At 45.2% G+C, this 21,170-nt stretch carries 18 protein-coding genes and 1 pseudogene; 13 read left to right on the top strand and 6 right to left on the bottom strand.

Annotation, left to right across the window (positions count from 1 at the left end; all coding sequences use genetic code 11):
• Window positions 1-293 precede the first annotated feature (293 nt).
• On the bottom strand, window positions 294-725 hold the full coding sequence (locus V4C51_RS13225; protein WP_330926647.1) for a hypothetical protein: 432 nt from the start codon (window positions 723-725) through the stop codon (window positions 294-296).
• Between the two features lie 511 nt (window positions 726-1,236).
• On the opposite strand from V4C51_RS13225, the gene V4C51_RS13220 reads away from it, so the two are divergent.
• From V4C51_RS13220 to V4C51_RS13165, 12 genes and pseudogenes are all read left to right on the top strand, one after another.
• Entirely contained in the window at window positions 1,237-2,613 is a 1,377-nt protein-coding gene (locus V4C51_RS13220; protein WP_330926646.1) for an MFS transporter, read from the top strand.
• Window positions 2,614-2,927: 314 nt separating this feature from the next.
• The gene (gene ssb / locus V4C51_RS13215) at window positions 2,928-3,473 is read left to right on the top strand and encodes a single-stranded DNA-binding protein (protein WP_330926645.1); all 546 of its coding nucleotides are present in this window, start codon (window positions 2,928-2,930) and stop codon (window positions 3,471-3,473) included.
• Between the two features lie 144 nt (window positions 3,474-3,617).
• Entirely contained in the window at window positions 3,618-4,916 is a 1,299-nt protein-coding gene (locus tag V4C51_RS13210) for a tyrosine-type recombinase/integrase (protein ID WP_330926644.1), read from the top strand.
• 3 nt (window positions 4,917-4,919) lie between these two features.
• The gene (locus V4C51_RS13205; RefSeq protein ID WP_330926643.1) at window positions 4,920-5,438 is read left to right on the top strand and encodes a hypothetical protein; all 519 of its coding nucleotides are present in this window, start codon (window positions 4,920-4,922) and stop codon (window positions 5,436-5,438) included.
• A 66-nt stretch (window positions 5,439-5,504) separates the two neighbouring features.
• Window positions 5,505-5,756: pseudogene (locus tag V4C51_RS18055) on the top strand (helix-turn-helix domain-containing protein); the annotation flags it as partial.
• Window positions 5,757-6,600: 844 nt separating this feature from the next.
• Window positions 6,601-7,017, top strand: a complete 417-nt coding sequence (locus tag V4C51_RS13195) for a hypothetical protein (protein WP_330926642.1) — start codon at window positions 6,601-6,603, stop codon at window positions 7,015-7,017.
• Window positions 7,014-7,400, top strand: coding sequence for a hypothetical protein (locus V4C51_RS13190; protein ID WP_330926641.1), 387 nt, complete (start codon window positions 7,014-7,016; stop codon window positions 7,398-7,400). The genes V4C51_RS13195 and V4C51_RS13190 overlap by 4 nt, the downstream gene beginning before the upstream one ends.
• A gap of 38 nt (window positions 7,401-7,438) precedes the next feature.
• Entirely contained in the window at window positions 7,439-9,676 is a 2,238-nt protein-coding gene (locus V4C51_RS13185) for an AAA family ATPase (protein ID WP_330926640.1), read from the top strand.
• A 110-nt stretch (window positions 9,677-9,786) separates the two neighbouring features.
• Window positions 9,787-10,779: a XamI family restriction endonuclease gene (locus V4C51_RS13180; RefSeq protein ID WP_330926639.1), complete on the top strand. Its 993-nt coding sequence runs from the start codon at window positions 9,787-9,789 to the stop codon at window positions 10,777-10,779.
• A 2-nt stretch (window positions 10,780-10,781) separates the two neighbouring features.
• Complete coding sequence (locus V4C51_RS13175; protein ID WP_330926638.1) at window positions 10,782-12,332, top strand: Eco57I restriction-modification methylase domain-containing protein; 1,551 nt, start codon at window positions 10,782-10,784, stop codon at window positions 12,330-12,332.
• A 159-nt stretch (window positions 12,333-12,491) separates the two neighbouring features.
• Window positions 12,492-12,818, top strand: a complete 327-nt coding sequence (locus V4C51_RS13170; protein WP_330926637.1) for a hypothetical protein — start codon at window positions 12,492-12,494, stop codon at window positions 12,816-12,818.
• Window positions 12,819-13,116: 298 nt separating this feature from the next.
• Window positions 13,117-13,731: a 5-formyltetrahydrofolate cyclo-ligase gene (locus V4C51_RS13165; protein ID WP_330926636.1), complete on the top strand. Its 615-nt coding sequence runs from the start codon at window positions 13,117-13,119 to the stop codon at window positions 13,729-13,731.
• A 106-nt stretch (window positions 13,732-13,837) separates the two neighbouring features.
• Here the strand turns inward: V4C51_RS13165 and V4C51_RS13160 are convergent, their stop codons facing one another.
• The 3 genes from V4C51_RS13160 to V4C51_RS13150 form a co-directional block, all read right to left on the bottom strand.
• Window positions 13,838-14,530, bottom strand: coding sequence for a hypothetical protein (locus V4C51_RS13160; protein WP_330926635.1), 693 nt, complete (start codon window positions 14,528-14,530; stop codon window positions 13,838-13,840).
• 686 nt (window positions 14,531-15,216) lie between these two features.
• A complete protein-coding gene (gene nhaA / locus V4C51_RS13155) occupies window positions 15,217-16,395 on the bottom strand; it encodes a Na+/H+ antiporter NhaA (RefSeq protein ID WP_330926634.1) in 1,179 nt (392 codons plus the stop codon).
• Between the two features lie 613 nt (window positions 16,396-17,008).
• Complete coding sequence (locus tag V4C51_RS13150; RefSeq protein WP_330926633.1) at window positions 17,009-17,689, bottom strand: hypothetical protein; 681 nt, start codon at window positions 17,687-17,689, stop codon at window positions 17,009-17,011.
• A 643-nt stretch (window positions 17,690-18,332) separates the two neighbouring features.
• Between V4C51_RS13150 and V4C51_RS13145 the strand changes: the two genes are divergently transcribed.
• Window positions 18,333-18,848, top strand: a complete 516-nt coding sequence (locus tag V4C51_RS13145; RefSeq protein ID WP_330926632.1) for a hypothetical protein — start codon at window positions 18,333-18,335, stop codon at window positions 18,846-18,848.
• A 166-nt stretch (window positions 18,849-19,014) separates the two neighbouring features.
• Here the strand turns inward: V4C51_RS13145 and prmC are convergent, their stop codons facing one another.
• Both prmC and prfA read right to left on the bottom strand, forming a co-directional pair.
• Window positions 19,015-19,863, bottom strand: coding sequence for a peptide chain release factor N(5)-glutamine methyltransferase (prmC, locus tag V4C51_RS13140; RefSeq protein WP_330926631.1), 849 nt, complete (start codon window positions 19,861-19,863; stop codon window positions 19,015-19,017).
• Window positions 19,863-20,954: a peptide chain release factor 1 gene (prfA, locus tag V4C51_RS13135; protein WP_330926630.1), complete on the bottom strand. Its 1,092-nt coding sequence runs from the start codon at window positions 20,952-20,954 to the stop codon at window positions 19,863-19,865. Before prfA ends, prmC begins: the two co-directional genes overlap by 1 nt.
• Between the last annotated feature and the right edge of the window lie 216 nt (window positions 20,955-21,170).

Raw genomic sequence — 21,170 nt, 5'->3', positions numbered from 1 at the left:
TCCCGCTATTCTCCTCACAAAAGCGACTTTTTATCCGCCATTTCTCGCAGTCCTCGCTACGGGCGCTATTCTCGGTCAGGCTCCTAGGAGCCTGTCGGACTTAAGACAATTTCGGCCTAAAATCCAGAAAGTGCGAGAAAGCGCGAGAAAGCGCGGCCAGAACTTCCGATCAATTTGCTTAAGTTTAAATAGGTCAACTATTCGCGCAAATTGATCGAAAATTCTGACTCGCCCTACTGAATTTGATGCTCGAAAGCATAAGTCCGACAGGCTCCTGGCATCTGATAAGATGCTTAAGGATGTAAAGATGATTGATCCAACAGTTTCTCTATAGTTGCTGGCTTATTCACGTATTTCAAGGCCATTTGGTTTTTAGTTGGCTCGATATGATCCAGACAACGCCAACCCTTGGTCACGGAAGGAAATGGGTGAACAAAAGGGATAACTCCCACTATCCAATGGCAACCATGCCCGACGCCGGTCGCGACTGTTTGGCCTGTGGATTTTCGCAGAACATCAGACTTTACACAATTTTCTGATATACCGTATAACGGTTTGATATCATTCGATTTATGAGTACCATCCGCTGCGTAACATATAACAGTGAAGACTTCCGCTTTCTTATAGTAAACCTCTGACATATTGACATAGCCTGTATTGTATGTGGTCGCATAAGCACCAAAAGGCAATAACAAGGCCAGACAAGTTATTACTAAACGCTTCATAGCAGTCACCTGCGAGCTTATCTGTTAGCAAAGAAAGGCGTTAAGGCTTCTTCAGGCTAGCCCCTTAAGACATAACCAAGCCCTGGAAGCTGTTGACAATCTTTTATGCGCTGCAACCACTGATAATAGCCGCCTGCTTTGGACTTTTTCGTTACGTAGTCGTTATATAGTCGTTACGTAGCACTACCGAACTCTCAGAAAATCGAAAAACAGGCGAGTTTTCAAACTGGTTTCGCTTTTCACAAAAAACCATGATCAGCTTCTTACAAACAAGGCACAACCGAGAAGGAAAATAGTTGAAAGACGGCTGCCTCAAAAATTCTTTCTCGGGCAAGCCATAAGCTAGGGTAGTCAATAATTTGGTAAAAGACCAGGTGTGTAAAATCATCACACGTATAGCAGGGTCTGAAACACGTCAATCTGGCTAAAAATTGTTCATGTTTTACCTGTGTTCACCCCTTAAAGCTGCTAAAATCCCAACCCTGATAAATCAACTAAACAAGTCACTGGAATGTCTGGAATCGAGTTTAAAGCTGTTAGCTCACTGACCCTGGTATTTGTCTTTCGTATGCTGGGGTTGTTTATGGTACTTCCGGTATTGGTGCTCTACGCTAAGGACATGCCGGGTTATACGCCAGCCATGGCAGGGTTGGCTATTGGTGCCTACGGATTTAGCCAGGCGCTGTTACAAATCCCCTTTGGCTGGTTGTCTGACCGGGTGGGTCGAAAGCCCATCATACTGTTTGGACTCGTGGTATTTTTAATAGGGAGTGTGGTAGCGGCACAGGCAGAAACCATGAACTGGATCATTGGTGGGCGCGTTTTGCAAGGTTGTGGTGCTATCGCCGGCGCGATTACCGCGTTAATGGCAGACCTTACGCGTGAGCAATACCGGGCTCGAGCCATGGCAATGATCGGTATAGGTATTGGTATCGCTTTTTGTCTGGCTATGATCATCGGTCCAGTGGTAGGGCATTGGTGGGGGCTATCTGGCTTGTTTAACACGAATGCTGTTATGGGATTGACCGCCATACTGATCGTGCTGTTTCTCGTACCCTCACCTGTGGTGACCCGGAAGGATCTCAATACTGCCGTCAAGGCGCGAGATATTCAAACCATATTGACTAACAGCCAGTTAACACGGCATTTTTTCGGCATTTTTGCCCTGCATTTCTCGCTGATGTCATTGTTTGTTTTTGTCCCTGAATTTCTGACTGACAACGCAGGCATCCCTCGTGAGCAACACGGGTGGCTGTACCTTATCGTGATGGTGGCCTCTTTTGTTTCTATTATTCCACTGATTATTTACAGTGAGCGTTCCCGTAGTCTGAAACAGTTTTATGTTTTAGGTATTATTATCATCATGGCAGCCATTGTCTCTATGGGGCTTGGTCGTCATTCATCAGTGCGCGTGCTAGGCGGTCTCTTTTTATTTTTTATCGCCTTTAACTTCCTGGAAGCAACACTGCCATCGCTGGTTAGCAAGCTCTCCAAAGCAGGCACCCGGGGTACATCCATGGGTATGTACTCTACCTGTCAGTTTTTAGGGGCAGCCCTTGGTGGAGCAATGGGTGGCTGGGCACTGCAACACGCGGGGATTATCGGTGTCATGATTACCTGCGCTGTACCCACTACGCTCTGGTTGATACTCTCTATCACGATGAAACAGCCCCCTTATGTCAGTTCTTTGGTTATGGCGCTCAATTCCGATACTGTCCCTGTTGGCCAGCCCATGGATGCGACGCATGCCCGATCAATCGGCGATCAACTCACCAAAATCCGGGGGGTTGAGGAAGTGACGGTGTTGCCAGAAGAGAAAACGGCATACATTAAGGTCAACAAACGCACATTGGATTTTCCTGCATTGCATCAATTTGGTAAGTGTTAATTTATGGAGCCTGTCAGACTTAAGACAATTTCGGCCTAAAATCCAGAAAGCGCGAGAAAGCGCGGCCAGAATTTTATGCTCGAAAGCATAAGTCCGACAGGCTCCTATGGGTTTTACCTACAAGTGACAGGAAAAGCGGCTTTTATCGGCGGCTGCAATTCATAAAAAGATTGTGAACGGTTTCTTATATTAACCGAACCCAATGATAGGTTAAAATAACCCCACCAAGCCTTTGCAGGCAACCCACTAATTGCACGTTACGCCTTTATAGTAAGCCTCTATGGTAAGGGCGCGACGTTATACTGGAGATATCTATGGCTCGTAGTGTTAACAAGGTCACCCTTATAGGTAATTTGGGCAATGACCCGGATGTGCGCTTCACCCCTAATGGCAGCGCTGTAGCTAATTTGAGTGTTGCCACTGGCGAATCCTGGAAAGACCGCAACACCGGGCAACTGCAGGAAAAAACTGAATGGCACCGTGTGGTGATTTTCGGCAAACTGGCAGAAATTGCCCAGCAATACCTGCGCAAGGGCGCTAAAGTTTACCTGGAAGGCAAGCTGCAAACCCGCAAATGGCAAGATCAGCAGGGGCAAGACCGCTACACCACAGAAATTGTAGTGGATGGTTTTGGCGGTCAGCTGGTCATGCTTGACGGTCGCCAGGATAACATGAATACGGGGGCACCTGCTGGTGGCTATCAACAGCAAGCACCACAACAGCAGTCTCAGTTTGCCCCTCAGCAATCCGGATCGCCTGCCCCTTCTCAGCAGCAGGCAGCGGCTTCACCACCGCAACAACCGTCTGCACAGAAACAGTCTGCTGGCTTTGATGATTTTGACGATGACATTCCGTTTTAGGGAACATATTTCTTAAAAAAGTTGATAATAAGTAGAGGAAAGCCCATTTTATGGTCTTTCCTCTTTTTTTGTTCGATAAAAGTGTTGATTTTGATTTCTCAATGATTTATATATAATGAAACAGTTGATTATAGGTGTGACGAAATGCCTGTGAAGAACTTGATTCTCTCTGATGGAGAGCGTTATCCAATTTTGCTTGATGAAGATGGAGTCCCTGATTACTGGGCGACTTTGTATGTCACTGAGCATTTGCGGCAGAAGTCCAATCAAACTTCAATCGAGAATGCATTGGGACACTTGGTTCACTTAAGGTTATGGGAAAAAATAAACAACAGATCATTGGAAGATGAGCTTAGCCAAAGTGTTTTCCCATCAGATGATGATATTTACTCATTACGTGACCATTGTCGGTTAGAATCACAGAGCTTGAAAAAGTGGCATACCCGAAAACCCAACAACTCAGTGGTAAAGTTCGCTCATGTTGCAGCAGCAACTGTCCCTAGCTTTTCCACTGTATCAACACGACATACATATAACAGACTTACACAAGTTGCCTATTATCTTGAGTTTATAGCCAAGGTTGTTTTGCGAGATAAACTTCGATGGGATGAGGAGTTAACCAAGTCTATAGAGTCTATGAGAAAGCAAATGCTTGCGAATAGACCAAAGGGGACTAGTCGTGGGGGGCTAGTCAGTGATCCGGATACTAAGGCTCCTCCTTCAGATAATTTCGAGCACTTTATGGGTATAGTCAAAGAAGACTCTCCCGACAATCCGTTCAAAAGTGAAACTGTGCGGTTCCGTAATAGCTTGATGTTTGAGGTTATGTATGAAACTGGCATGAGATCAGGTGAATTACTAGGTCTACAAACAGTCGATGTTGATTTCCATGGTGCTAGTTCTCTATTTATAAAACGTCGCCATGACTCTCTCGAAGACCCCAGAAGAAGGCAGCCTGTAGCGAAGACAAGAGAGCGCAAGCTTCCTCTAAAGAAAAGAACTGCTGATCGGTTAAAGCACTATGTTATGGAGATTAGAGCGGAGATAGAACCAGCTCGTAAGCATCCATATTTATTTGTTACTCACAAAAAAGGTAAAGACTGGGGGCGACCAATATCAGCAAGCACATTTGTCCTTATTCTTAACTCTGTTAAAAATGTCAGTCCCGATTTGCTTAAAGAAATAAAAAAACATGGATTTCAACATGACTCTAATTACCGTCTTTCCAACCAAATTGATGAAATAAACAAAGCAGCGAAAGACAATCCTGACATAAAGCCAATAAATGAAAAAATGGAGATTCAAATTCGTAAGGATATTTACGGGTGGGACTCCGATCAGTCAGCAGAAGTTTATAATCAGCGGCATGTTCGAAATGAGGCGAACCGCCTTATGCGTGAAGATATGGATCATTGGACAGAATTTACGAAAAAGGGAAAGTAGTATATGGCTTCGCACCCAACCATAAGAAAAATAGAGAAGGTTCTTCCTCAGTGGAGTAAGTCAAAATCAGGCTATTCATTTGACTTTAATAGTGATGAATGGGAGTTGGATGGCTCTATTACTATTAGATTTAGACGACTTAAGCAGCTAGATAAAAAAACAGAGCTAGGCTTTAAAAAGGCTCTTTGTCGCTATGCTGAAGAGCTTTCAGCTCACCATACAAATAATGTTTTTGGTCGGTTCAATAGTTATTTGAATCAGACAGGTGAAACAGTAGTAAGTGTTGCAGGGCTTTCTAATTATCGGTCAGGTTTGAATTCTGAAAACGAACATATGCTTGGTGGGCTTAAAGGCTTTCTTTTAGCATGGCATGACTGGGGGTTTGGTGGTGTTAAAGCGGATGTTGCTGATTATCTGGAAGAGTTAAAGCTAAAAGGCAATGTTAAAGGAAAGGCCGTAAAAAGTGCATGTCCGTACTCTGGAGCGTTGAGCTGGAGTAATACAATAAGTGCAACAGGCTAAAACTTGAGATGTGAGACAGCTGTCAGTAGATTTCTAAGTTGTCACACTTTGAAATGGAAGCCTGGAATGAGCACTCAAACCAAACACTACAAACAGCTGACTCAGGGTCAACGATACCAGCTTCAGGCATTGCTGGACAATGGGCAGTCACAACAAGCTATTGCTGACACCCTTGGAGTCAACAAAAGCACTGTTAGCCGTGAATTAAATCGTAATTCCGAGCCTGATGGTTACTGTCCTGAAGCAGCAGAAAAGCGAAAAACTGAACGGAAGAAAAACGCTCATAAAGCAAAGAAAACCGGTGATCAACACCGTGAGTTCAATAATACAGCGCAGCCTAGAGAGTTTTCTTGGTGTTTGCCCAGCGTAAACCAGCTTAACGCTCAGCTCTCAATGAGAGTTGGGCTGAAAAATCCTCCTAAAACCATTTTTCAAAGATTTGGTTTTAAAGATGAAGACGGCTCTGATATCTATCTGACCTCTCATCAGCTCCGAGTTTGGCTTTCAACAAACGCTGAACGTGGTGGTATGGATGCATGGCAGCTTGCTCGCTGGGCAGGTCGAGCAAGAATTGCTGATAACCGACACTACGATTTGCGTACTCAGGAAGAGCGAGAAGAACAGGTCAAGGCAATCATGCTATTTGAAGAGCGACCAACAGCTCTTGAGGCCATAAAAGTAAATCTACCTGTTAGCTATAAAGATTTAGGCGTAAACAGAATTGGTATTGCTGACCCAACAGTTTATGGAATGTGTGTGCATGACTTCTCTATGACTCCATGTATTAAGGGTGGCGGTGAAGAGTGTATGACATGCAAAGAACACGCCTGTATCAAAGGGATGCCCAAGACATTAGAGCGAATAAAACTGCTAGAGGAAAACGTGAAGTCGCAGTTACACAAGGCTGAAGCTGCTGCCGGTGATTTGATTTTTGGGGCAGATAGGTGGGTTACTCACTTGGGCTGGAAGCTAGCTCACATTCGCACAGTAAGACAAATGATGGAATCTGAAGCTACTCCTGAAGGAACCGTAATCTGGATACCACCTGAACATGATCCCAGTCCCACAAAAAGAGCGCTTGAACAACGTGATCTGAAAACTAAGCCTGATGAAGAAGAGCTGGTTTCAGAGTCAACGATAGCAATGCTTATGGGTATAGATAATGCCTAAAAAAATCATCACAGAAAAAACGCTTCCCCTTGCTCTGCATGAGCTTGATAAGTGGTCAGGAAAGCTGACATGGCCTCGTTACGCAGAGCGACTGGCTGTCTTACTGGGTGAAGAAAAGATTAGCAGGCATACCCTGCTGTCTTACCCCGCTTTGGTTGAGGCATTCAATGATAGAAAGGAAGCCCTGAGAGAGGCAGCTAAAGCAGAGCCTGAAGATATCACGCTTGAATTTGCCAAAGAGCAGATAGCGACACTGGAAGCCAAAGTCCAGCGCTTGGAAAAGCAGAATGAGCTGTTATTGGCACAATTTGCTCGTTGGCAAAGCAACCTGAACAGGATGCCCGGTGTTGATATGAAGAAAGTGAACGAAAATCTGGATAAGCCTTTACCGGGGGTTGATAGGCGATGAACAGAGGCAAAAATGGTCAGCAGATAGCCAAAGAAAATCTTGCCAAGGTGGAAGCATGGATTGCTGAGCGTGATGCAGCTAGAGACTGGGAAGAATACGAGTTCAACGGCAAGGTGAACCGTACCGTTATTTCTGCTGAACTCAATTTTGCCAAGTCTGTATGCACCCAGAATAAAAAAGTCAGAAGTGCGCTCAATGAGGCTGAAGAGCGTTGGTTTGGTCACAAGGAAATAAGTAAAGCCTCCCATGAGGCAGCTCGTGAGAGAGCAGAGAAACAGGCTGCAACAGTAACCTATTCAAATAATGCACTGACCATGCGTATTGCAGAGCTGGAAGCAGAAAACCGCCAACTTAGAAAAGAATTGCAGGCGTTCAGAGAGTAGAAGGCACTGATTGAAGCGGGTGCAGCAGGGTTCAAGGTATGAGTCAGATCACCCATCTACGACAAATCGTGCAGGTTAAAAAACGACGGCTGCATGGTTATGCCACGGTTGACCTTATTCAACCAGATGGCTCTATTCGCAAGCGTGACAAGCCCTTGGTTGTGCAATTCCCTGAGTATGCAAAGGGGGCGGTTACAGAAGGCTCACTCTGGCAAGTCAATGGCAGGGAACGAGAGAATACCTTTACTGTTAATGATTTTGTGGTTTCTGAGTATGCAATTGATGCTACTTCCATCAAATATCTAAAGCCTTCGGGTAAGGTGCTGTCACGTTGGATTGCTTCCAATATTCAAGGAGTCGGCGGGGTTATTGCTGATCGCCTGGTCCGCATTCCCAATCTGGAAAGTTTGGTTGACAACAGGGATAAACAGGCTCTACTACAAGTTTCCGGAATGTCTGAAACTAGAATTGAAAGCCTGTTTGAAGGGTGGCCTGACGCTTCGCTTTTCAAGACTATTGCTTGGCTAGAAGAACAGCAGTTACCGCTTGGGCTTGGGGGAAAACTATCTGGTCTTTTTGGTGCAGAGGCTATTGATAAAATCAAAGAGCACCCCTTTTTGCTGATGGCAATGGGAGCTTCTTTCGAAAAGGCGATGGTAGTAGCCAAAAATCTTGGTCTGAGTATGGCAAGCGATACCGTAGTTGCCGGTGTTGCCCAGCATGTAGCTGTTCTCTTTGGAGCCAAAACAGGCTCTACTGTGATTGACCAGAAGAATCTCATAGACGGCTGCTTTCGTGTTATGCAGAAGCCTGCCCCTGAAAATGTCGGTGACATTGCTTGTAAGCAGAGATTGCTGGTTAAGGTTGATGGCGGTTATCAGGTTTATGGGACTGCCTTGATGGAAGCATCCGTAGCGCACTTTCTGGTAAAGGCTCATAGCAGACAGGTAGGAGAAGGCTCCCTGATGACCGTTTGGGAGCGTTCCCTGTCAGAAACCTCTGTGGCTAAGGCGCTAGCAAGCTACGAAAAGACGTTGGAGTTTGAATTAACCGATGATCAGCGTAAAGCGGTTATAGGCTCTGTGCTATCTCCGGTTTGTGGTATTTCAGGTGGTGCAGGGACAGGAAAAACAACCATCCTGAAAGCCGTTCTGGGTGTTTATTCTGCTATGGCAAGTGGTCTGGCTTGCTATCAGGTTGCTCTGTCTGGTCGTGCTGCTCAGCGAATGTCAGAGAGTACAGGATTACCCGCTCAGACCATCGCCAAACTGATTGCTGACCATTTAGGTGATGGGAAGCCTGATCTACCGAATCATCTGCTTCTTGTAATTGATGAAGCCTCCATGGTTGATCTGCTCTCAATGTACCGATTGATCGGTATGTTGCCAGAAGCTACCAGAATCGTGTTTGTAGGGGATACTGCTCAGTTGCCACCTGTAGGGGGAGGTCTCGTTTTCCATGCTCTGCAAGATACGATGATCCCATTTTTTCATCTGTCACAGGTTAAACGACAGGATGAGCAGAGTGGAATACACCGCTTTGCAGCTGCTGTGCGTGAAGGTCGTTTTCAACTGCCAAATAAAACTAATAGTACCCTGTCTGATAGTCCTGATTGTTCCATCGAAAATAAGATGTCTCTTATAAGGCTAGAGCAGCTTTGGCTTGAGGCTGGGGGGATAGGGAGCTGTGCCGTGCTTTCGCCTGTAAGAAAGGGAGGGTTTGGCGTAGACAGTATCAATAGTCATTTGCAGCAAGCGATAGGGCAGGACAGGCCAAGTATCTGTTATCTGGATGAGCAGAGGGGCTGGATTTCGTGGGTAACATCCACAGGCACAGAACTGCTGCTGGGTGATCCGATTCTGGTAACTGCCAATAACTACGATGAAGATGCAGACATTCGAAATGGCGATCTTGGTGTCATCATCAGTGTCTACGATAGCCCCGATGAGGAAGGGGCTGTAGCGATGGCGGATATCAATGGAACACCTGTACCCCTGACACCTGAGCTACTGAAAAAGATTCAGCTGGGTTATGCCATTACTATCCACAAGTCGCAAGGGTCACAGTGGCCTACCTGTTTTGTGGTGCTGCCTGATGAGTCTGCACGGATGATTGATCAGACTTTGCTTTATACCGCAGCTACGAGGCCAGCAGAGAGGTTAGTGCTCTTTGGAATGGAAAGGTTTGTAGCTCAGGCTGTACAGAACGGATCGATTGCAAGTCACAGGTGTACGTTCCTGCAAGAAAGGTTGCGGGTAGCTGTAATGGATATTTAAGCCCACATAAAGGACAATATTTGCTCTTGCGAAGTGCAGTTAGGGGTAAGAAGTTGTGCAGTAGAGCCTGATCCAAGGATTGCAGCTACCTACATACTGCCTGAGTAAGTATGTATAGAATTTTGACCGAAGAGAGGCTTAAAGTGGCAGTAAACAGAGACAAGGTAGATTTGTGGAAGGCTGATGTTGCAAAATCTGTGGATTTCTACAATAACTGGTTCATGGAGTTTGCGCCTAAAGCATTCAGAGATACTCGCATAGAGACAACAAAACAGGTTGAACAAGCTCTGCAATGGACTGAGAACTTAACAAATATTCGCCCTGATACGCTCAGTGAGCATCCTTCGGTATTGCCAATGCTACGAATGGCTACATGTCCCCCAATAGCTCGTGATCGGCTTATTGGTCTTGCGGGGGTGAGCAAAAATTTGGTGGAAAATATGGAAAAGCAACATCGTGTCCCACCAAAGATGAAGCAAACAGAACTTGTATCACAGTTAACAAAAATTGGGGCAATCATCGAAAAGATGTCTGACCCAGACATCTTTGTATTGAAAGGACGAAAAGATACTGGTACTGAGGATGAGGTGTATCGGGCTTCTACAATAGTTGCAGATCGCTTGTGTGGTGCGGTGGCTGACCCCATTATCAGAAATGCTCAAGAACAACGACAGCTTGCTTCAATCAAGAAGTGGCTTGAGAAGCGAGGCTATCGTGAACTTGTGCAAGGGGAGGCTGAAGACTGGCTTTCTATGCCAAACGGTACTTTTTCGTTTCGCTTCAATGTACCTGTAGAGCAAGAAAATGGAAGACAGGTCAATATTCCTGTTGATGCTGTAATAATGAGAAAAGATGCTGAAAAAGGAGACTATCCTGCGCTTTTCGAAGCTAAGTCGGCAGGAGATTTTACGAATACTAACAAAAGGCGAAAAGAAGAGGCAGTAAAGATACAGCAGCTTCGCAGTACATATGGTGACAAGATTTCATTCGACCTGTTCTTGTGCGGTTATTTTGATTCAGGCTATCTTGGCTATGAAGCTGCTGAAGGAATTGACTGGGTATGGGAGCATCGAATTGATGATCTGGAACACTTTGGGTTTTAAAAATGCAAGATAAATTGCACCAGCTTGAAAATAATCGTCAAACACTACAGGCAGAGCTTGACGGGTTGAAAACCTTGGAAGAGCGTAATGTTCTAGGGCAGTTTTCAACACCTATAGCTCTTGCGAATGATATTCTCGCTCATGCTAAGAAAATTATGCCCAAGCATGAAAAGATCCGCTTTCTTGACCCTGCTATAGGTACAGGATCGTTCTACAGTGCATTGAGCAGTGTGTTCCAACCAAAAGCTATTCAGGTAGCTACGGGCTTTGAGATAGATGAGCATTATGGAAAGCCTTCTACAGCTTTATGGAAAGACGCTGGTTTAGATTATCAGTTGGGCGACTTCACGGTGCAAACACCGCCATCAGAAGATGATAGATACAACCTGATTATATGTAATCCTCCTTATGTGCGTCATCATCATATCAATGGACAGAAGGGCAGGTTGCAGTCTTTAGCATTATCTGCGGCTAACATGAAGTTGTCTGGATTGGCAGGCTTGTATTGTTATTTTATGGCTCTTTCTCACTCATGGTTAAAGAAGGGTGGCATAGCAGGGTGGTTAGTTCCGAGTGAATTTATGGATGTTAATTACGGAGAAGCAGTGAAAAGTTACTTGTTGAATGAAGTAACTCTACTCCAAATCCACCGGTTTGATCCTAATAACGTCCAGTTTGACGATGCTCTTGTTTCTTCTGCAATCGTATGGTTCAAGAACAAAAAGCCAAGCAAAGGACACAAAGTAAAGTTTACTTATGGAGGGAACTCAATCGATACCCCCTCTCATGAAAGGGAAGTTGACATTGAAGTATTAAGAAGCGAAAAAAAGTGGACTCGTTTCCCTCTATCTGAGGAGCGTGAAGCTTGTAACAACTCAAAGCTGAGTGATTTCTTCACAATAAAACGTGGCATAGCGACGGGAGACAACAAGTTCTTCGTACTAACACGAGAACAAATAGAAAGTCGTGGTTTGCACCTTGAGCACTTTAGACCAATATTGCCAAGCCCAAGATATCTGGGGGCATCTCAGGTTAATGCTAACACAGACGGTTTTCCTGACATTGACAATCAATTGTTTGTCTTGGACTGCAAGCTATCTTCTGATGAAATTGAGAAAGCTTATCCGAAATTACATACCTATTTGCAGGAAGGTGTGCGTGATGGTGTATCTCAGAGGTATTTGTGTAAAAAACGGAAGATATGGTACTCACAGGAAAACCGCCCTGCGAGTAGTTTCTACTGTACTTATATTGGCCGATCAGATAAGGATGGAAAAAAACCATTTCGTTTTATACTGAACAGATCCAAGGCAATTGTCGCTAATTCATATTTAATCCTGTATCCGAAGCCTGAAGTGGAACAAGCCATAGCAGAAACCCCTGATATGGATAAGAAACTACACGAGGCATTAAGTCAAATAACTGGAAAAGCTATGTTGGATGAAGGGCGTGTATATGGTGGCGGAATGCATAAAATGGAACCTAAGGAGTTAGCTAACGTTCCTGCCACTGAGATTGAGGACTTGCTGAAGAGCTTGTCTTCAGCAGCGTAGCCCAACATAAGGGCGCTGATGGCGTTGCAAACTTGTTTGCAGCGTCAGCAGTGTCCAACACTTAAAAACTGATTTTTATTGCCCACTTCAACTAACGATTCTCCCAAATCGTCCCAATCTGCTGTTGTGTAGTGGCATGCGCAAGTGGGAGCAACGACAATGAATACGACTGCGAATCAGGAAAGGGTTATGGATACCGATAAAGCAATCAGTCGCCTTTTTGATAAGTGGGGGCTTGCTCAAGAACAACGCTCTATGCTTCTCCCTCAGGGTGAGGCGAATACGGTGGAATGTGCTGAATACCTGCTATCGATCCATGCATATCTGCGGTTACTGTACCCCAGAAATGAGGAACTACTGTACGGCTGGATCATCATGAGAGAAGTAGCCTTTGATAACCAAATCCCACTGGAGATTATGATCCGTGATGGGGTAGAGGGGATCAGAGAAGTATTGCGGCACCTGAAGAACCAGACTCAGAGATAGCACCATCACCCAAATTTTAGCTTGGGACTGGAAAGGTGGGCAAACAAAAACAGTTGATTTAAAATACCCAGAACAGCCATATGTGAGCTTTTATCAACAGTAATGTCATAAGGTGTGGAATATAAATGAGTGACCACTATATAGCTCCTTATTTACTAAGGAATTTTTATTCACTCACTCACGCACTATTTGAATTATATGTATATTACCATTTTAATCCCGGTACAGGTTGTAATCTCAATACAAGCCCTGTTTTTTAGGGCTTTTTTGTGAATAACAATCACGCAATGGCTCGGTTATGGATGCAGAAACATTAAGAAAAACACTGCGTGCTCGCCGCTCAGCTCTGTCACCACAGGCACAAAAAGAAGCAGGCAAGGCATTGGCAGTGTGTATCAGCAAACAAGGGGTATTCCAACAGAGTCAGCAGGTTGCGCTGTACCTTGCCAATGATGGTGAGATTGACCCGGCAGGCATTGCGGAGATAGCTTGGCAACAGGGTAAAACCTGCTATTTGCCCGTATTGGATAAGGCAAAAAAAGGCCATCTGATTTTTTTGCTCTATACCCCCGACATGCCCATGGTCAACAATCGGTACGGCATTGCTGAGCCTGTTGTTGAAGGCGGAACCCTTCGCCAGGCGCAAGACCTTGACCTTGTGTTATTGCCGCTGACCGGGTTTGATGTGACCGGTAATCGTATGGGAATGGGAGGTGGCTACTACGACCGGACGTTCGCCTTTACGCAGACAGATGAATCCAGGCCACAGCTCGTAGGGCTGGCCCACGAGTGTCAGAAAGTGGCGCAACTGACGACCAATCCCTGGGATATTAGCGTTGACGCGATAGCGACAGACAAGTGCTATTACCAAAGACAAAAAAGTATAAAGCCATTTCGTCCAGATAGTGTATAAATTGTCCTGAAAGATGCGCGGCAGTGTTGGCCATGGGTTGGCTGAAGGGTCGTTTTCAAGGACTCAAAGAATTATTGGATACGCCCAGTGATAGAGTGTAACAGTATTACTGGTAAATTGATGGTGTAAACTGCATAAACCAGCGGTTTGAAAAAGCGTCATCCATTGAATTAAAGGAGGCATTTAGCCTGGTACCGGACGCCTGCTGTAATGGCTGAAAATGCAGCGTCAGGTTAACAGAAAACTGACTGACCTCCTCATTACCCAATATCAAATCCGGACCCGCGACAATACTATTAATATTGCTCGAAGCGACGACTTTTACACGCTGCTGAGGGAGTACCGCTAGTGCTACGGTGCGCTGTTCACCGAACCCAATCATTTTAATCTTTTCTTGTTTAAAACACCATTGACCTGTCATACTTTGCGCGGTAGAAATATCTGAGAATATTCCCTGGTGTAAAAAAGTCGATATTTCCTCAATATTTTCTTCTACCCATCTATAGTTGGATGGGTCATCATTGATTAACTTGTTCCAGCGCTCGATACTTTGTTCCAGACTACCAGAGACAGAAGCCTGCCTCTCGCCCACATAATAGCCCATGCGGTATATATCTTTCTTCATTTGCTCAGACAGGCCCGAGCCTTTAGGCTTAGTCTCCTCCCTAATACGTTGATTTATCAATTGCACCAGATTATTTTTAAAAGACGACGAACAGACACCGTTTAGTGTTGGTTGTTCTGTTGAAGCAGAGAGAGCGGATTGGTCTGAAATACAGGAGGTCAGAAAAGAAAACATACGCGCCCCAATGTTATGGACAGCTTTAAACAGCCTTGTACCTGACGTCTCAAAGCTTATTGTTCAAGGTTTCTACTTTCTGCCAACCCACTGTCTGCCATAGGTTACCAGAAAGTGTGGATAAACTGATTGTTCCTTGTAGCGTGTTTTGGTGCTGGGGTCGCACCATTAGCCTCGCCACCCACTATTTATCAAACCGTTAGAGTTGGCGTTAGCAAGGAGCCTGCAATTGGGAGTAAAATAACAGGCTGTCTAGGAGGCTGTCCGAGAATAGACTGCCCTACTGCGTTTGCGATAAATTGGTCTAAAAATTCCTGCTTCTTCGTCAAATAGCCCCACTATTATCCTCAGAAGCAGAAATTTTTATCCTCAATTTCTCGTAATCCTCGCTACGGGCGCTATTCTTGGTCAGGCTCCTAGGAGCCTGTCGGATTTAGGACAATTTCGGCCTAAAATCCAGAAAGTGCGAGAAAGTGCGAGAAAGTGCGGCCAGAATTTCCGATCAATTTGCTTAAATAGGTCAACTATTCGCGCAAATTGATCGAAAATTCTGACTCGCCCTACTGAATTTTATGCTCGAAAGCATAAGTCCGACAGGCTCCTAGGTTATAACAGGGAATGTTAAAACGAGGTTGATTTGCCAATCAATAACCGGAGCAGACAACATTATACCCCGGTTGACGGGATTAGTTTTCCGAAGATTTTGTACCTGAGTACCGCAGCAACATATAGCCAACTATAGCAGAAATCAGTGAACCGGCTAAAATACCAATGCGGTCTGTGGTGGCATAACCGGGGCCGGCATCAGAAAATGCCAAAGAACCAATAAACAAGCTCATTGTAAAGCCAATACCGCACAACGCAGAAAGTCCGTACAGGTGCAACCAGTTTGCCCCAGCAGGCAACTTCGCCAGACCGGTTTTAACAGCAATCCAGCTAAATGAGAAGATACCAAGCTGCTTGCCAACAAACAGCCCAGTCAAAATACCAAGGGGAATGGGGTTTGCCAGGGTTTTAAATTGCTCAATATTAAGAGGGATGCCGGCATTAGCAAAGGCAAACATCGGGAGAATGAAAAAATTAACCTTACCGTGTAGTTTATGTTCCAAGCGTTTGAGAGGAGAGCTTTTCTTTTGGTCACTTTGCGAGGGGATTGTCAGGGCAATAAGAACGCCTGCCAATGTTGCATGGACACCAGATTTCAGCACACACACCCACAGCAAAGTACCCACTAGCAAGTAAGGCGTCAGTTGTTTTACACCCGCACGGTTAAAGATAGCCAGCAATACAACCAGGGCAGCACCAATAACCATGGATGTCACAGACAGTTCCGAGGTGTAAAACAACGCAATAATAATGATGGCACCTAAATCATCAATGATGGCCAGTGCTAACAGAAAAATCTTTAAAGAGGCCGGCACCCGACTACCGAGCAGGGCAAGAATACCTACCGCAAAAGCAATATCAGTTGCCGCAGGGATAGCCCAGCCTCTAATGCCTACCGGATCACCATAATTGAATGCCGTGTAAATCAGCGCGGGAGCAACCATCCCACCCACAGCAGCAATGCCTGGCAACATCACTTTCGCCGGTGAGCTTAAGTCACCTTCAATGACTTCGCGTTTTACTTCCAGCCCAATCATTAAAAAGAAGATGGCCATCAGACCATCATTGACCCAAAGCAGGAGGGGTTTATGGATATCCAGTGGGCCAATGGCCACTTGAATGGGCAAATTTAACAGGAGGTCGTAATATTGTGATAAATGACTATTAGCAGCAAACAAGGCCAGCCCTGCTGTAATAATCAACAGAATACCAACGGAATATTCCTGATGCAAAAAATGTCGGAACTGTCGTGAAAGCATGTATTCTCCGAGAATCAGTTGAATCAGTGGATCAATATAGCAACCCACCTTGTAGTTTTCAGCTTTTACAGTTTCCTGTAAGATTCACTAAGAGCCTGTCGGACTTAAGACAATTTCGGCCTAAAATCCAGAAAGCGCGAGAAAGCGCGAGAAAGCGCGGCCAGAATTTTATGCTCGAAAGCATAAGTCCGACAGGCTCCTGGTAAAATAAGTGTAAAAGACATTGTTAGCTTTTTTCCAGCAAGTATACGTGAGTCTCTTTGGAAGAACTATGGGCTAAAACACAAAGTTAAAACTAAATTATATTGTCGTCTAGTTGCTTTTAGCCTGCTGGAGGTCTTTCTTCTGAACCAGGGGTAATGTTTTGAGTCCTTAAGAAGCGGTCTTAAAAGTCATGCTCCTACTGCGGCTACGATAAATGGGCCTAAAAAGTCGCTTTTGTTCGTCAAATAGTCCCGCTATTCTCCTCACAAAAGCGACTTTTTATCCGCCATTTCTCGCAGTCCCCGCTACGGGCAGACTTTTAAGACTGCTTCTAAGCTGAACAATGCAACGACGTCAGCAGTCTTCATTACCAGGGATGACAGCATCAAATTTTACTGTACTTCGGTTTTTATGAAAATGTTAAAGCTTTTACAAGCGTTGGGAAGGCCTTCACATACCAAAAGTTTTCATAGCTGTCACCAGGATCAAAGCAAGCTTGCAAAATGGCACCTGATGGTGTCTCTATTGTTTTAAAGCGCAGCGTCAGCTTAACAGAAAAGTTGATGTGCGAGCTGTCTTCTGGAAGAAGCAGGTTATCACCTACATAAATATTACCAACATCGCTTGTTATTATAATTCTTATAATCTGCTCAGGGGATAGTTTAAATAATATAAAGTTTTCGGAAATAAGCCCAAGGGAGGTAATGTTGTTTCCGTAAAAAAACCATCTGCCCGTCATGCTTTGTGCGGTAAAGATGTCAAAAATAAACCCCTGGTGTAAAAAGGTCGATAATGCCTCAATATTGTCTTTTACCCACCGGAAGTGATCATCACTGACTAATTTGTTCCAGTGCTCAAGTGATTCTTGCCGGGTCTCGCAGTTGTGACCAACTAACTCACTGCCCACGAAATATTTTATAGAACCATTGAGATCTACCCGCATATCTCTGTCCATACCGGAACCTTTAGGCTTGGCTTTTTTTGTAATATGTCCGTTTATTATTTGTATCAGATTATGCTGAAAAGCAGACGAACAGCCTCCATTAAGTGCTGATAGACCGGCAGAATCACAATACATCTCATCACTCAATGATGAAGCTGATGTGCGCTGGGAAAAACATCGTGCTATACAAGAAAACATATGCACCTCAAGCTTACTGAAAATTTTTGCCTTATTCTTATGTTCTTATTTTTTATATTCTGACTAACAGTGGTTATACCAGTCGTCTTTTCTAACTAACACAATGAGCATAGCAAACCGGGAAAAAGAATAAAGTCGAAGGGAAGAGAAATAGCGAGCAGCTATTGTAAGGTAGCTTTTCACAACTTTTTATGCGCTGCAATGGCTAAGAAGCAGTCTTAGAAGTCATGCTCCTACCGCAGCTACGATAAATGGGTCTAAAAAGTCGCTTTTGTTCGTCAAATAGTCCCGCTATTCTTCTCACAAAAGCGACTTTTTATCCTCCATTTCTCGCCGTCCTCGCTACGGGCAGACTTTTAAGACTGCTTCTAATAAAAGTCGCCTGTTTTCGACTTTTCTTCGTTATTACTGTCAAGTGTACTTCCTTCATGTTCTTTTTCATTCGAACTGACATTAATTACAGTTTATGGAAGACTCATTGTCCTGTGCATTTAATCGTTACACCTGATATAAAGCTACAATCTCCTGCTATTTGGCCGACGGTAAGAAAATAAGATCCTTTTTCACTCACCTCCCAAGAGCAGGAAATACTATGGACCCGTTACAGCGCTCAGGTCAAACGACACAACGATACGATCAACCTGAGGAAAAAGGTCGTGCTTTTGGCAAGACAGTGAAAAAGCACCATGTTATTTTACGTTTCTTAAAAAGAGGATGGGATAAATTTCGTCACAGCCAACTGATCGGCCTTTTTTTTCCGGCAAAAATGTCTCACTCTCATCCCTCGCGGTCAAAACCCCAAAGACAAGCCTATGTTCCAAATGTTTTGGGTATGACACCTGAAGAGGTAAAACATATCCATGCCATCAATAAAAAGCCATTGCCCACGAGGCCAGTGACAACACCTAAACGCCCACAAGATCACAAAAAGGCACTGTTAAGAGCAATGGCTAAACATGCGCAAGCTTTTGAGGGCGAAGGTAAACTGGTCAACACCGCAGATATACTCGAGGTTTTAAACCGTGCCGCCAAGATGGATACTCCCGGCGGTCGCACGGCTCGCGAATTTCTCAATCGCTATAATGCTGTGTTTAAGAAGCGGTCTTAAAAGTCATGCTCCTACTGCGGCTACGATAAATGGGTCTAAAAAATCGCTTTTGTTCGTCAAATAGTCCCGCTATTCTCTTCACAAAATCGACTTTTTATCCGCCATTTCTCGCAGTCCTCGCTACGAACAGACTTTTAAGACTGCTTCTAAGAAATAGCAGCCCAATTTACGGTAAGCAGAAACATCCCAGTGTCACTCGTTCAAGCCCGGCAAGGTCTTTGCGCGTCCTGACTGAACAGAAACCCTGCCTTTCCAGCAATTGAGCGACAGCCTTTCCCTGTTCATAGCCATGCTCAATTAACAACCATCCGCCTGGTAACAACAAAGACGGCGATGCCTGAATAATATGACGGATATCATCCAGACCATCGGCTCCTGACACCAGCGCGGGTAGAGGCTCAAACCGTACATCGCCTGTTTTCAGGTGTGGATCATCTTCACGGATATAAGGCGGATTTGTCACAATCATATTAAGCTGCTTACCTGCCAGCGGCTCACACCAGCTGCCCAGAAAAAACTGTACAGAATGAATACCATTGCCTTCGGCATTGGCTTTTGCAGTGGACAATGCCTGCTCACTCTTATCAGTAGCCAGCACCTGCCAGTTCGGCTTCTGTGACGCCATTGCCAGGGCAATGGCCCCTGAGCCTGTGCCGAGATCAACAACAATCCCATCATCTGGCACCGGCAGTGAAAGTGCCAACTCAACCATCAGCTCGGTATCAGGACGAGGAATCAATACATGCTCGTTGACGGTAAGCTGAATATCCCAGAAAGACTTTTCACCCGTCAGATAGGCAACAGGTACACCGTCGCCGCGTCGCTGAATCAGGGCATAAAAGCGGCTTTGCTGCCCTTTATCCAGCGTTTTGTCGGGCCAGGTAAATAAAAAAGCCCGGGGTTTTCGCAGGATATGGCTCAGCAACAGCTCGGCATCTAGGCGTGCGGTTTCACTGCCTGATGCGACTAATTGCTCGGTGGCCTGGCCGAGTATTGCGTCAATACGATGATTCATCAGGTATTTTCATCAGACAGGTTAGCCAACTGCTCAGTCTGGTGTTCTTGCAGCAAGGGTTCAATCACAGGGTTTAAGTCACCTTCAATCACTTCCTGCAATTTATACAGGGTCAGATTGATGCGGTGGTCTGTCACCCGCCCCTGGGGGTAGTTATAGGTGCGGATACGCTCAGAACGGTCACCACTGCCCACCAGAGTTTTACGGGCATCGCTGATTTCTTTTGCCGCCGCTTTATCCTGAGCATCCCGCAACCTGGCAGCCAGCCAGCTCATGGCCTTGGCCTTATTCTTATGCTGGGAGCGCTCATCCTGGCATTCAACAACAATGCCCGTGGGTAAGTGCGTGATGCGGATGGCAGAGTCTGTGGTGTTAACGTGCTGCCCACCGGCACCGGAAGACCGGTAGGTATCAATACGCAGATCTTCCTTACGAATATCAATGGCTTCTTGCTCATCAGGCTCTGGCATAATTGCCACAGTACAGGCTGACGTATGAATACGGCCCTGAGACTCAGTCTCTGGCACACGCTGGACACGGTGCGCGCCTGACTCAAACTTCAAACGACCATAAACACCTTCGCCAATAACACGGGTAATAATTTCTTTATAGCCACCGTGCTCACCATCACTGGTGCTGATAATTTCAATTTTCCAACCCTGTTTTTCCGCATAGCGTGAGTACATGCGAAACAGGTCACCGGCAAAAATAGCGGCCTCATCGCCGCCCGTACCGGCACGGATTTCAAGGAACGTATTACAACTGTCGCGTGTGTCTTTCGGTAGCAATAATACCTGCAAATGCTCTTCCATCTCTGGCAACTGGTTATTACATAGCGCCAGTTCCTCCTCTGCCATGGCGGCCATCTCGGGATCACCATCTGACATCATACTTTGGGCTTCAGCCTTGTCAGACACTAGCTGATCGTAGGCCCGATAAGCTTTTACTACCGGTTCCAACTCGGCATACTCTTTTGAGAGCTGCCGAAACTGTTCCTGCTGACTGATCACTTGCGCGTCACTGAGTAGCATACTCAGTTCTTCAAAGCGTTCCTTCAGGTTGTCCAGCTTATGAATAAGGGATTCTTTCATGAATGGTCAATATCGCCTGGTCAATTAACAAGGTTATAAGAAGCTGTTCACAATTTTTTATGAGCTGCTATGAACTGCAACCGCCGAAAAAGCGGCCTTTTTTCTGCTTTTCTTGGTGACTAGGAGCCTGACCGAGAATAGCGCCCGTAGCGAGGATTACGAGAAATTGAGGATAAAAATTTCTGCTTCTGAGGATAATAGTGGGGCTATTTGACG

It is taken from the genome of Candidatus Sororendozoicomonas aggregata (genome assembly GCF_031528575.1).
GTDB lineage: Bacteria > Pseudomonadota > Gammaproteobacteria > Pseudomonadales > Endozoicomonadaceae > Endonucleibacter > Endonucleibacter aggregata.
This window is presented reverse-complemented; position numbering and strand designations above follow the sequence as displayed.

What these genes read in the sequence shown, in the direction of transcription:
- V4C51_RS13225 (WP_330926647.1), bottom strand. Translation starts at nt 725, where the DNA reads ATGAAGCGTTTAGTAATAACTTGTCTGGCCTTGTTATTGCCTTTTGGT.
- V4C51_RS13220 (WP_330926646.1), top strand. Translation starts at nt 1,237, where the DNA reads ATGTCTGGAATCGAGTTTAAAGCTGTTAGCTCACTGACCCTGGTATTT.
- ssb (WP_330926645.1), top strand. Translation starts at nt 2,928, where the DNA reads ATGGCTCGTAGTGTTAACAAGGTCACCCTTATAGGTAATTTGGGCAAT.
- V4C51_RS13210 (WP_330926644.1), top strand. Translation starts at nt 3,618, where the DNA reads ATGCCTGTGAAGAACTTGATTCTCTCTGATGGAGAGCGTTATCCAATT.
- V4C51_RS13205 (WP_330926643.1), top strand. Translation starts at nt 4,920, where the DNA reads ATGGCTTCGCACCCAACCATAAGAAAAATAGAGAAGGTTCTTCCTCAG.
- V4C51_RS13195 (WP_330926642.1), top strand. Translation starts at nt 6,601, where the DNA reads ATGCCTAAAAAAATCATCACAGAAAAAACGCTTCCCCTTGCTCTGCAT.
- V4C51_RS13190 (WP_330926641.1), top strand. Translation starts at nt 7,014, where the DNA reads ATGAACAGAGGCAAAAATGGTCAGCAGATAGCCAAAGAAAATCTTGCC.
- V4C51_RS13185 (WP_330926640.1), top strand. Translation starts at nt 7,439, where the DNA reads ATGAGTCAGATCACCCATCTACGACAAATCGTGCAGGTTAAAAAACGA.
- V4C51_RS13180 (WP_330926639.1), top strand. Translation starts at nt 9,787, where the DNA reads ATGTATAGAATTTTGACCGAAGAGAGGCTTAAAGTGGCAGTAAACAGA.
- V4C51_RS13175 (WP_330926638.1), top strand. Translation starts at nt 10,782, where the DNA reads ATGCAAGATAAATTGCACCAGCTTGAAAATAATCGTCAAACACTACAG.
- V4C51_RS13170 (WP_330926637.1), top strand. Translation starts at nt 12,492, where the DNA reads ATGAATACGACTGCGAATCAGGAAAGGGTTATGGATACCGATAAAGCA.
- V4C51_RS13165 (WP_330926636.1), top strand. Translation starts at nt 13,117, where the DNA reads ATGGATGCAGAAACATTAAGAAAAACACTGCGTGCTCGCCGCTCAGCT.
- V4C51_RS13160 (WP_330926635.1), bottom strand. Translation starts at nt 14,530, where the DNA reads ATGTTTTCTTTTCTGACCTCCTGTATTTCAGACCAATCCGCTCTCTCT.
- nhaA (WP_330926634.1), bottom strand. Translation starts at nt 16,395, where the DNA reads ATGCTTTCACGACAGTTCCGACATTTTTTGCATCAGGAATATTCCGTT.
- V4C51_RS13145 (WP_330926632.1), top strand. Translation starts at nt 18,333, where the DNA reads ATGGACCCGTTACAGCGCTCAGGTCAAACGACACAACGATACGATCAA.
- prmC (WP_330926631.1), bottom strand. Translation starts at nt 19,863, where the DNA reads ATGAATCATCGTATTGACGCAATACTCGGCCAGGCCACCGAGCAATTA.
- prfA (WP_330926630.1), bottom strand. Translation starts at nt 20,954, where the DNA reads ATGAAAGAATCCCTTATTCATAAGCTGGACAACCTGAAGGAACGCTTT.